The sequence below is a fragment of the Phenylobacterium sp. genome, from assembly GCF_036501465.1.
In the GTDB taxonomy this organism is placed as follows: domain Bacteria; phylum Pseudomonadota; class Alphaproteobacteria; order Caulobacterales; family Caulobacteraceae; genus Phenylobacterium.
The window spans coordinates 1-10549 of the sequence record NZ_DASYAF010000137.1 but is presented as its reverse complement, the minus strand read 5'-3'; the positions used below and the strand labels follow the sequence as shown (position 1 = coordinate 10549).

The window sequence follows — 10549 nt, the reverse complement described above, 5'->3', positions numbered from 1 at the left end:
TACCAGCCCTCATAGAAGGGCGTGGCCAGGTCGTAGTAGCCGCCCAGCAGCATCACCTTCAGGCTAGGGTTTTGCTTCATGGCGTTGGCCAGGTCCGGCATGACGTTGAGCATCGCGCGCGGCGCGCCAAAACCGCGGCCGGGCGGCACGTGGTTGTTGTCCCAGAAGCGGAAGACATTGACCGACGGCTTGAAGATCTTGCCCTCGCCGTAGCCCAGCGTCTTTCGCGCATAGTCGTTGAAGGCGCTGACGTAGGCGGACGAAAGCGCCGAGGACTGCGGATCGTAGCTCGACTCCTTGGACAGGGGATCGAGGTCGGGGCCCGAGAAGCGGGTATCGAGGCGACCGGTGGTCAGGCCCTGGTCGACCTGCAGTTCCTTCTCGAACTCGCCGCCGGTGATCCGCAGGTCCGCGCGCAGCACATAGGCGGCGGGCAGGCCGGTGTAGTGGGCGTAGCGCTCGGCGATGGCGCGCTTCTTGGCGGGATCGAGCTCGGCGCCCTTCTGCAGGGCGAGCGCATAGTCCCCGGTCGCGAAGTCCTCGACCTCCTTCAGATAGGCCTCGATGGTCGCCGGCGCGCCGGGCACCAGCTTGCGCGCCCAGGCGGTGGCCGCGTAGGTCGGCAGCGCGGTGATATAGGCCTGGTCGCTGCCCGGGTTGTTCTCCGCGCCGTCCACCGAGAGCGCGAAGTTCAGGATCTGCGACAGCAGCATCACGCCGTTGAAGTCGACGTTCTCGCCGGTGGTCAGGTCGTTGACCAGCACCGCCGAGCGCGGCGTGCCATAGCTCTCGCCGAACAGGTACTTGGGCGAGTTCCAGCGGCCGTATTGCGACAGGAAGGCCAGCACGAACTGGTCGAAGGCATAGGCGTCCTGGTCGACGCCCCAGAACGCCTTCTCCTTGTCCTTGCCGGCGATGCGGCTGAAGCCCGCGCCGGGCGCGTCGATGAACACCAGGTCGCTGACGTCCATCATCGAATAGTTGTTGTTGACCAGGGCGTAGGGTGCGGCTGGCGTATGGCCGCCGTTGTCGGCGGTGACCACCCGCTTCGGGCCCCAGGCGCCCATGTGCAGCCACATGGTCGAGGAGCCGGGACCGCCGTTGTAGATGAAGGTGATCGGCCGGTCGGCGGACGGCGCGCCCTTCTTGAAATAGGCGACGTAGAACATCGAGGCCTCGGCCTCGGGGTTGCCGCCCGCGCCCAGGTTCGCGCCCGGCGTGGGGCCGGACTCGCGGCGCGCGGCGTCATCCCAACCGCGCGGGTGGACGACGATGGTGCCGGCCACGGCGTGATAGGGGATGGTCTGGCCCTCGACGGTGACCACGCCCTCGCTGTCGTGGCGCTCAGGTTTGAACAGCACGCCGGCGTTGGGCTCGGCGGTGTTGGCGTCAGGCTTCTTCGCCGCGTCGGCGGCGACCTGGGCCGAGGGCGCCGCGGCGCCGCGCGTCCGGGAGCCGGACTTGGCGGCCGGCGCGTCGCCCGGCGGTTGCGCGGCGGCCAGGCCAGCGGTCAGCAGAACGGCCGCGCCGGCCAACAAGACTTTTCTCAGCACCTGGAGTTCCCCCGAAAAATTGTGCGCGCACGCTAGGCCGCGAGGGCCGGCTTTGACAACCGCGCGCCGAAAGACCGCCGATATTTCCGCGCCCGGAGGCTCAGGCCTCGAACATCGAATCGGCCACGCGGGCCGGCTTCTTCTTGCGCGGCGGCTCCCACATGACGCCCGGATAGCCTTTCAGCGGGCTGAGCTTCTCGCCCATCCAGGTCCAGTCGGCCTGCTCGGTGAGGTTCATGTGGTAGCGGGTGTCGCGGCCTGTCCGTTCGCGGAACACCGCGCGCGGAATGTTGACCATCTTGGGCGAGCGGGCCCGCTCGTAGAGCATCGGGGTGCCGCAGCGGGCGCAGAAACTGCGCGCCGTGCCGGCCTCGGCGTCCTCGTAGCGGGTCAGGTGCTCTTCGCCCGCCAGCAGGCGGAAGCGGCTCTTCCAACTGCCCACATAGGTGGCGTAGGCGCAGCCTTGGGCCCGGCGGCTCCGCTCGGAGTGGTCGTGCCAGGCCCAGACCGCCGGCACGTCGATCTCCAGCCTGACCGCGCCGCAGGCGCACGATCCCGCGGCCTGGACGGCTGAGGCCTTCTTTGCGGCGCCCGGCGCCGTCGACATTGCACGTCTCATCTCGGAAATACCGTCACCTAATGACCTCAAAGATATCACCTTTTCGCCCTGGCGATCAGTCTGTGGGCGCCCATGTCGGTAGGCGACCCGTCTGCTCGGGCCAGTTCGACCGTTGGCCATAGTGACCCGCGGCCTCTGGAAAAAGGAGGTCCCCATGAAACCGATCTTGAAGTCAGTACCCTTGAAACCCCTTCTCGGCGCGCTCGCCAGCGTCGCCCTGATCGCCACCCCGCTCGCCGCGGCCGCCCAGAGCCACCATGGCGGCGGTAGCTTCCACGGCGGCGGCGGATTCCACGGCGGATCCAGCTTCCACGGCGGCTCCGGCTTCCGCGGCGGCTCCAGCTTCCATGGCGGTGGTTTCCGCGGTGGCGGCTTCCGTGGCGGCGGCTTCCATGGCCGCGGCTTCCGCGGCGGCGTCCCGTTCGTCGGCGGCCTGGCCCTGGGCCTGGCGCTCGACGCCCCGTGGTACGGCGGCTACGGCTACTACGGGCCGGACTACTACGGCTATCCGGACTACGGCTACGCGCCGCCGCCGGCGAGCTGTGGCAACTGGTCGTGGAACCCGGCGCGCGGCGCCTATGACTGGATCCCCTGCTAGGGTTTCCTAGCCGGGGTTCGAGGGCGGCCCGGCCGCCGCCAAGTGTCGCCGGACGGCGCTTCCTCCCAAGAGAGGCGCGGTCCGGGGCGGCGGCCGAAGGCCCCCAAGCCCACACACCTTCCGGATCCCCTTCCGGATCGACGACTGGCCCCGCCTGGCGGGGCCTTCTTTTTTGCCGCGAGCTTGACCAAGCCGGCGGCGCCGCCGACGAAGCGGCATGATCCCCGCCACCCTTGCCGGCCGCCGCGACTTCATCGCCGCCAACACGCGCCGCCAGCGGCCGCCACATGTCGCGGAGATCGAGCTCTGCCTGGCCGACGAGATCACCCCGATCTGGCGCATGACCGAGGAGGCCCTGCAGGAGATCGGCCTGCCGCCACCCTTCTGGGCCTTCGCCTGGGCCGGCGGCCAGGCGCTGGCGCGCTATCTGCTGGACCAGCCCGGCCTCGTCGCCGGCCTGCGGGTGCTCGACTTCGCCGCCGGCTCCGGCCTGGTCGGCATCGCCGCGGCGAAGGCCGGCGCCGCCGAGGTTCGCTGCGCCGACATCGACCCGTTCTGCGAGGCGGCCGTGGGCCTGAACGCCGGGGCCAACGGCGTGGCCGTGGGCTTCATCGGCCACGACCTGCTGGACGCCGATCCGCCCGCCTGGGCTGAGGTCATCCTGGCCGGCGACATCTGCTACGAGAAGCCGCTGGCGACCCGCGTCCTGGGCTGGCTGGCCCTGGCCCGCGACCGCGGCGCCACCGTGCTGATCGGCGATCCGGGACGCAGCTATTTCCCGCGCCAGGGCCTCACCAAGCTCGCCGAATACCGGGTGCCCACCACCCGCGAGCTGGAGGACATGGAGATCAAGAAGACCGCCGTGTGGGCGATGCCCGAAGGCTACCTCGCGTGAGTTCCGTCCCGCCCCTGGTGGTCGCCATGATCCTCGGCGCGGCCCTGCTGCACGCCACCTGGAACGCGCTGCTGAAAAGCGGCCTCGACCGGCTGTGGTCGATCACCCTGATGTGCGCCGTCGCCGCCGTGGCGTCGGGGATCGCGGTGTTCTTCGTGCCGCTGCCGGCGGCCGCGGCCTGGGGTTGCGCCGTCTTCTCGGCGATCCTGCAGATCGGCTATTGCCTGTTCCTGGTCCGCGCCTACGACAAGGGCGAGCTCGGCCAAGTCTATCCGATCGCGCGCGGGTCGGCCCCGCTGCTGGTAGCGCTCGGCGGCGCGGTGTTCGCCCACGAGCAGCTCTCGGTCCCGGCTATCGCCGGCCTCGCCCTGTTGAGCGGCGGCATCATCACCCTGGGCCGCGGCCGCGATCGCCTGGACCGCGCGACCGCGCGCGACGCTGTCGTGGCCGGAGCCTTCATCGCCGCCTACATGGTCACCGACGGGATCGGCGTGCGGCTGGCTGGGAACGCCTTCTCCTATGTCGCCTGGATGACCTTGCTGCAGGGCGCGCCGATGCCGCTGGTCTATCTGGCCATACGCCGCCGCCTGCCGCCGCTGCGGCTCGAGCCGGAGACCCTGAAGGCCCTGGGCGGGGGCGTGCTGGGCCTGGCCGCCTACGCGGTCGTGGTCTGGGCCATGTCGCTGGCGCCGCTGGCCAAGGTCTCGGGCCTGCGCGAGACCTCGATCCTGTTCGCGGCCGTCCTGGGCGCCCTGTTCCTGGGCGAGCGCTTCACCCTGCGCAAGGCCGCCTGCGCGCTCGCCATCACCGCCGGCGCCCTGCTGCTGGCCTTCTAGGTCTCCAGCGCCCTAGGTTTCCAACTGTGCGTCGAGGGTGATCTCGGCGTTCAGCACCTTGGAGACCGGGCAGTTCTTCTCCGCGCCCTGGGCCAGTTCCCTGAACTTCGCCTCGTCCAGTCCGGGGACCTTGGCCCTGAGCGTCAGCGCCGACTTGCTGATCTTGAAGCCGCCGCCCTCGGCCGCCTCCAGCGTGACCGCCGCCTCGGTGCGCAGTTCCAGCGCCGTCAGCCCCGCCTGCTGCAGGCCGAAGGCGAGCGCCATGGTGAAACAGCCGGCGTGGGCCGCGGCGATCAGCTCCTCCGGATTGGTCCCCGGCGTGTCCTCGAAGCGGGTCTTGTAGCTGTAGGGCGCAGCGTCCAGCACCCCGGAATCCGTCGAGAGGTCGCCCGTCCCGTCGCGACCCGTTCCACGCCACATCGCGCTCGCCTTGCGGATCATTGAAGAGCCTCCGTCCTTTGGGTTGCCGCCGACCCGCCAGCTAGGCGCCCGCCCGCGGCCGCCGCCAGCCACAATCTTGCGACAGGCGACTCGACTCCGGCGGGCGGCGACGCTAATCAGGAACAAAATGGGAACAATCGGAGGCCTCAGGCATGCGCGAGGACGGCAAGATCGACTATGTGGAGCTGCCGGGCGGCGGCGCCCTGCCGGCGCTGAAGGCGTTCTACGCCGGGGCCTTCGGCTGGGCCTTCACCGACTACGGCCCCGACTATGCCGCCTTCAACGAGGGCCTGGACGGCGGCTTCTACGGCGCCGCGGAGGACGCGGCCCAGGTGGCCGCCAAGCCCCTGCCGATCCTCTACGCCCACGACCTGGAGGCCATGGAGGCCAAGGTGAAGGCGGCCGGCGGCGCGGTCGTGAAGCCGATCTTCGCCTTCCCGGGCGGCCGCCGGTTCCACTTCACCGACCCCGCCGGCAACGAACTGGCGGTTTGGAGCGAGGCATAGCGCCCAGGTTGCAGGGTTCTGTTCATCGCTCCGCGGTTTGATAGGCTGGCGAAGTCTGGGGGGACGACGATGAAGCTGCTGGTTCGATGGGCGGTGGCGCTGGTCTGCGCGGCGGGTTCGGCGCGAGCGGCGGACGAAAAGACGCTCGACAAGCTGGTCGCTCCGACGCCCGCTGAGATCGGAACGCCATTCACTGGCAAGACGACACAACCGATCAAGCTCACCCGGCTAGTCGTGCAGCTCAAACCCGAACCGTGGGCAGTGATACTGGTCCAGACTCACGGCGACAGTCGAACCGGGGCCGTGGTGGGTCCCCAACGCCGCGTCGTGGAGTGGCAAGACGGTCAGCAGATTATCAAGACGTCGACCCTGTCTCCCATTGTCGACGAGGAATTGGCGCGCGCCGGGGCTCGAAACGGACCGGAGGAAGCTAGCGTATTTACGGCTGACTCTCGGGCCAATCTCCAACTTGGAGCCCGTGTGACCGACATCGAAGCCCGGCTTTGCCAGTACTGCGGCTGGGATTCTGTGGGCCGATGGACCGGGGCGGTCACCATGACGGTTCGATGGGAAATCTATTCGAGCATCGATCGCAAGGTCGTCGCAGCCATCGAAACGTCTGGGGGATTCAATCAGGGAAAGCCAGGCTTAGAGGGCAGCGGGGAGCGGCTGGTCAACGAGGCTTTCCGAGACAACGTGCGAAGGTTGATCGCGTCACCAGACTTTCAACACGCTCTATCCGCCCCTCCTGGTGGAGTCCCCACAGTGCAGGCCAGGAAGGCGGATGAACAACCCATCAATCTTGTCGCCGCAAGGATCGTGCCGAGCCCGGTTCAGGCTACAGCATCCGTCGCGACAGTGTTTGCCAATGATGGGTCCGGCAGCGGCTTCCTGATCTCCGACGATGGCTACCTCCTGACCAACCAGCATGTTGTCGGCGTAGCGAAGTACGTGAAACTGAAATGGCCCGACGGCAAGGAAACCTTGGGCGAGGTGATCCGCAGCGACGCGCGGCGCGACATTGCGCTGGTTAAGACCGATCCAGGCGGCCGTCCTGCCCTTTCGCTGCGACTCGCCAAGCCGCAGATGAGCGAGACCGTATTTGCTCTCGGTTCGCCCTTTGGCGATCAATTCCAGGGCTCACTGAGCAAGGGGATCGTCTCTTCCCTCCGGACCATCGACGGCCTTGATCTCATCCAGAGCGACGTGGCCGTAAACCATGGCAACTCGGGCGGCCCATTGCTGGACGAATCCGGTCGGGTGATTGGGCTCACCGACTGGGGCAGGATGGAGAACGGCGTTCCTGTGGGCGTGAATCTCTTTATCCCCATCGACGATGCCTTGCGCACCCTGAATCTCATACCGCCGACCCCGGCCGCACCCACGCCGCCGCAGCACACCGCCACGGCGTCCAAGGCGCGCGCGAAACCGTAACGACCTCCCGGAGGGGCTCTGTTAAGCTCGGCCCTGTAGGGGAGACGCATGAGGCGTTGGGCGATCCTGGCGTTGGCGGCGGCGAGCCTGGCCTGTTCGGCCGGGGCCGCGCGCGCGGCCGACGAGGGCAAGCTCAAGAACCTCAAGGCGCCGCCGCCTGCGGCCGCGCCAACGCTCACCGGCGACCTGCGGGTGGTGAAGTTCACCCGCATGATCGTCGAGCTGAAGCCCGAGCCCTGGGCCTTCATGCGCAACCAGGCCACCTTCGCCGACGACCGCCTGCTGTCCTGGCAGGACGGCCAGAAGGCGATGAACCCGCAGGCCTATGCCGCCATCTTCGATCAGGAGCTGAAGCGGGCGGCCGGCAAGAGCCCGGGCGCCGGCGGCCTCTTCACCCAGGAAGCCTCCAGCCCCGACTTCCTGGCCGCGGTGAAGATCACCGACATGGAGGGCCGGTTCTGCAAGGCCTGTGGCCTGAGCGGCCTCAACGACAAGTGGGACGGCGCGGTGGTGATGACCGCCCACTGGGAGGTCTATTCCGTGCTCGACCGGCGCGTGGTCGCCAGCGCCGACATCACCGGCGGCTATTCCCCCACCAAGGGCTTCGACGGCGAGCCCGAGCAGCTGATCACCGAAGCCTTCCGCGACAATGTCCGCCGGCTGATCGCCCTGCCCGACTTCCAGAAGGCGGTGACGACGCCGGCCCCGGTGCTGGCCGCCGCCCCGCCGCCGAAGACCTCCATCGCCCTGGTGGCGGCGCGGCCCAAGCCCGCCATCGCCCAGGCCTCGGCCTCGGTCTGCGTGGTGTTCTCGCCGCAGGGCTCCGGCAGCGGCTTCCTGATCTCCGACGACGGCTATCTGCTCACCAACCACCACGTGGTGGGCGCGGCCAAGGTGGTGAAGATCAAGTGGGCCGACGGCTCGGAGAGCGTGGGCCAGGTGATCCGCTCCGACTCGCGCCGCGACGTGGCCCTGGTCAAGGCCGATTCCGGCGGCCGCGCCGCGCTCGGGATGCGCCATGCCGCCGCCCAGCAGGGCGAGACGGTCTACGCCATCGGCTCGCCGCTGGGCGACCGGTTCCAGAACACCATGAGCAAGGGCATCGTCTCGGCGCTGCGCAACCAGCAGGGCCTGGCCTACATCCAGAGCGACGTGATGGTGAACCACGGCTCCTCCGGCGGGCCGCTGCTGGACGAGACCGGCCGGGTGATCGGGCTCACCGCCTCGGGCCAGGTGATCAATGGCGCGCCGGTGGGAATCAACTTCTTCATCCCCATCGACGACGCGCTGAAGACGCTGAACCTCACCGCGCCGTCGGAACCCGCCGTCCGCGAGGCCGCCGCCCACACGCCCTAAGGCCCCGCGATCCCAACGGAGCGCCCCAATGGGTCCGATGCGCCGCAGAGCCTTCCTCACCGCCGGCCTGGGGGCCGCCGCGGGCCTCGGCGCCGCCCTGGTCCCGGCCGACGCCTTCGCCGCTGACGCCAAGGCCAAGACCGCGCCGGCCAAGGCCCCGCCCGCCAAGGGTCCGCCCGCAAAGCCGGCCTCCGGCCTCGGCGCGTTGAAGCCGATGACCGCCGAGGCCAAGCCGATCAGCGTCGAGGAGCGCCTCGAACGCATCGGCCGCCTGCAGCGCGCCATGGCCGCCAGGGGCGTCGGCGCCCTGATCATGGAATCCGGCTCCAGCCTCGAATACTTCACCGGCGTCCAGTGGCGCCGCTCCGAGCGGACCACCGCGGCGATCATCCCGGTCAAGGGCGAGGTGGTGATCGTCACCCCGGCCTTCGAGGAGCCCTCGGTGCGCGAGACCCTGGCGGTGGGCGGCGACGTCCGGCCCTGGAACGAGCACGAAAGCCCGTTCGCCCGCATGGTCGGCGCCATGAAGGACCGCAGTGTGATGGGCGGCGACATCGCCTTCGAATCCACCACCCGCCTGTTCATCGTCGACGGGGTGCGCGAGGCCGGCGGCGGGGCCTATCGGGTGGTCAGCGGCGACGCCCTGGTCAAGCAGGTGCGGCTGATCAAGTCGCCGGCCGAGCTGTCGCTGATGCAGACGGCCAACGACGTCACCCTGGCGGCGCTGAAATATGTGCATGCCAATGTCCACGCCGGCATGAGCCCCGGCGAGATCGGCGCGATGATGAACGCCGCCACCGTGGCGCTGGGCGGCGCGCCGGAGTTCAGCCTGGTGCTGATCAACGAGGCCAGCGCCTATCCGCACGGCTCCAAGCAGAAGCAGACCCTGCGCGACGGCTCGGTGATCCTGATGGACGTGGGCTGCGCCGTGCATGGCTACCAGTCCGACATCTCGCGCACCTGGGTGATGGGCGCCCCGACCGCCAAGCAGCGCAAGGTCTGGGACACCGTGAAGAAGGGCCAGGAGCTGGCGCTGGAAACCGCCAAGCTGGGGACCCCGGTGGGCGCCATCGACGACGCCGTGCGCGCCTACTACGACAAGGAAGGCTGGGGCCCCGGCTACAAGCTGCCCGGCCTGTCACACCGCACCGGCCACGGCATCGGCCTCGACGGGCACGAGCCGCCGTACCTGGTGAACGGCGACACGACCCCGCTGGCGCCCGGCATGTGCTTCTCCGACGAGCCCGGCATCTACATCCCCGGCGAGTTCGGCATCCGCCTGGAGGATTGCTGGCGCATGACCATGGACGGGCCGAAGCTGTTCACCCCGCTCGCCCGGTCGATCGACGATCCGATCTAGGCGAGCCCAAAACTTAATCCGCCTTAACCACGTTCGTTGACCGCCTCTACACCGGGGGCGCCGTTTCATGCGCCCTGGGGGGCCTCAGTTGGAGGCTCGAGTGACCGATCCGTCGCGACCGAACGCGGTCGATTTCACCTTCACGGGCGAGGCTGCCCGGCCGCGGGCGCGCACGGCTCAGGACGAGCGGCGCGAACTCGACCACCGCCTGGCCAACAGCCTGCAGCTGGCCGCCGACTTCCTGATCTTCGAGCACACCCGGGTCAGCGACCTCGAGGCGCGCGCCGCCCTGATCGCCACGGCCGAGCGGCTCTCCGCCGTGGGCCAGATGCACCGTTTCCTGGCGGCCCAGGCGGACGCCTCATCCATCGCGCTTGCGGCCTTCCTGCCCGAGCTCGGCAAGCTGATCGCCGAGAGCACCGGCCTCACCTGCGACGTCGATGCCGAAGCGGTCGACGTCCCGGCCGACATGGCCCAGCAGCTGGCCATCGCGGTCAACGAACTGGCCATGAACGCCGCCAAGCATGCCTATTCGTGGGGCGCGCCGGGGCCGCTGCACATCGCCTGCGCCCAGCGGGGCGGCCGGCTGGTGCTGAGCGTGGCCGACGAGGGCCGCGGCCTCAGCCCCGCTTTCGCGGCGCACCGCTCGGGCGGCGGCCTGGGCATGACTATCGTCCAGGCGATCGTGCGCCAGCTGGGCGGCCTGCTGGAGGCCACCAGCCAGGGCGGCGCGCGCTTCACGCTCACCGCGCCCCTGCCGTCGGCCCGGCGCACGGGATCGCGCTCCTTCGCGCCGAGCGACGACGGCGAGGACTAGGTGTTCAGTCCCGAGGTCAAGTGGACGGGATCGATCCTGAAGCGATCCGGCTTATCCGCCCAGGCCTTGCAGATGGCTTCGTAGGGTGTGAGGCCCTGTAGGGTCTTCAGCCGCTTGGCGAAGTTGTAGGCGTC

Annotated in this window: 11 protein-coding genes and 1 pseudogene; 8 read left to right on the top strand and 4 right to left on the bottom strand. The window is 69.3% G+C overall.

Annotated features, from left to right (window positions below):
• Together VGL85_RS14230 and VGL85_RS14225 are read right to left on the bottom strand one after the other, a co-directional pair.
• Positions 1 to 1553, bottom strand: a 1553-nt coding sequence (locus tag VGL85_RS14230) for a S10 family peptidase (RefSeq protein ID WP_331589613.1), incomplete at its 3' end; no start/stop codon positions are given.
• Between the two features lie 100 nt (positions 1554 to 1653).
• Positions 1654 to 2160, bottom strand: coding sequence for a GFA family protein (locus tag VGL85_RS14225; RefSeq protein ID WP_331589612.1), 507 nt, complete (start codon positions 2158 to 2160; stop codon positions 1654 to 1656).
• 166 nt (positions 2161 to 2326) lie between these two features.
• Between VGL85_RS14225 and VGL85_RS14220 the strand changes: the two genes are divergently transcribed.
• From VGL85_RS14220 to VGL85_RS14210, 3 genes are all read left to right on the top strand, one after another.
• Positions 2327 to 2770 (top strand): hypothetical protein, encoded by a 444-nt coding sequence (locus tag VGL85_RS14220; protein ID WP_331589611.1) that lies wholly within the window; start codon positions 2327 to 2329, stop codon positions 2768 to 2770.
• A gap of 217 nt (positions 2771 to 2987) precedes the next feature.
• Positions 2988 to 3665 carry a methyltransferase gene (locus VGL85_RS14215; protein WP_331589610.1) on the top strand — a complete coding sequence of 226 codons (678 nt, stop codon included), beginning with the start codon at positions 2988 to 2990 and terminating at the stop codon, positions 3663 to 3665.
• Entirely contained in the window at positions 3662 to 4501 is an 840-nt protein-coding gene (locus VGL85_RS14210) for a DMT family transporter (protein WP_331589609.1), read from the top strand. The genes VGL85_RS14215 and VGL85_RS14210 overlap by 4 nt, the downstream gene beginning before the upstream one ends.
• A gap of 12 nt (positions 4502 to 4513) precedes the next feature.
• Here the strand turns inward: VGL85_RS14210 and VGL85_RS14205 are convergent, their stop codons facing one another.
• A complete protein-coding gene (locus VGL85_RS14205; RefSeq protein ID WP_331589608.1) occupies positions 4514 to 4942 on the bottom strand; it encodes an OsmC family protein in 429 nt (142 codons plus the stop codon).
• A gap of 152 nt (positions 4943 to 5094) precedes the next feature.
• Between VGL85_RS14205 and VGL85_RS14200 the strand changes: the two genes are divergently transcribed.
• The 5 genes from VGL85_RS14200 to VGL85_RS14180 all read left to right on the top strand — a co-directional run bounded on the left by VGL85_RS14200 (position 5095) and on the right by VGL85_RS14180 (position 10415).
• Positions 5095 to 5448, top strand: coding sequence for a VOC family protein (locus VGL85_RS14200; RefSeq protein WP_331589607.1), 354 nt, complete (start codon positions 5095 to 5097; stop codon positions 5446 to 5448).
• A 69-nt stretch (positions 5449 to 5517) separates the two neighbouring features.
• A complete protein-coding gene (locus VGL85_RS14195; RefSeq protein ID WP_331589606.1) occupies positions 5518 to 6882 on the top strand; it encodes a S1C family serine protease in 1365 nt (454 codons plus the stop codon).
• A gap of 48 nt (positions 6883 to 6930) precedes the next feature.
• Positions 6931 to 8238, top strand: a complete 1308-nt coding sequence (locus VGL85_RS14190; protein ID WP_331589605.1) for a S1C family serine protease — start codon at positions 6931 to 6933, stop codon at positions 8236 to 8238.
• Between the two features lie 37 nt (positions 8239 to 8275).
• Positions 8276 to 9598, top strand: a complete 1323-nt coding sequence (locus VGL85_RS14185) for a Xaa-Pro peptidase family protein (RefSeq protein ID WP_331589604.1) — start codon at positions 8276 to 8278, stop codon at positions 9596 to 9598.
• A 100-nt stretch (positions 9599 to 9698) separates the two neighbouring features.
• On the top strand, positions 9699 to 10415 hold the full coding sequence (locus VGL85_RS14180) for a sensor histidine kinase (protein WP_331589603.1): 717 nt from the start codon (positions 9699 to 9701) through the stop codon (positions 10413 to 10415).
• On the opposite strand, the pseudogene VGL85_RS14175 reads toward VGL85_RS14180, so the two are convergent.
• Positions 10412 to 10549 (bottom strand): annotated as a pseudogene (locus VGL85_RS14175) (IS481 family transposase); the annotation flags it as partial. The gene VGL85_RS14180 and the pseudogene VGL85_RS14175 sit on opposite strands and share 4 nt — an antisense overlap.

Coding starts and splice junctions, on each gene's coding strand:
- VGL85_RS14205 (WP_331589608.1), bottom strand. CDS start 4,942: ATGATCCGCAAGGCGAGCGCGATGTGGCGTGGAACGGGTCGCGACGGG.
- VGL85_RS14185 (WP_331589604.1), top strand. CDS start 8,276: ATGCGCCGCAGAGCCTTCCTCACCGCCGGCCTGGGGGCCGCCGCGGGC.
- VGL85_RS14225 (WP_331589612.1), bottom strand. CDS start 2,160: ATGTCGACGGCGCCGGGCGCCGCAAAGAAGGCCTCAGCCGTCCAGGCC.
- VGL85_RS14220 (WP_331589611.1), top strand. CDS start 2,327: ATGAAACCGATCTTGAAGTCAGTACCCTTGAAACCCCTTCTCGGCGCG.
- VGL85_RS14215 (WP_331589610.1), top strand. CDS start 2,988: ATGATCCCCGCCACCCTTGCCGGCCGCCGCGACTTCATCGCCGCCAAC.
- VGL85_RS14195 (WP_331589606.1), top strand. CDS start 5,518: ATGAAGCTGCTGGTTCGATGGGCGGTGGCGCTGGTCTGCGCGGCGGGT.
- VGL85_RS14190 (WP_331589605.1), top strand. CDS start 6,931: ATGAGGCGTTGGGCGATCCTGGCGTTGGCGGCGGCGAGCCTGGCCTGT.
- VGL85_RS14200 (WP_331589607.1), top strand. CDS start 5,095: ATGCGCGAGGACGGCAAGATCGACTATGTGGAGCTGCCGGGCGGCGGC.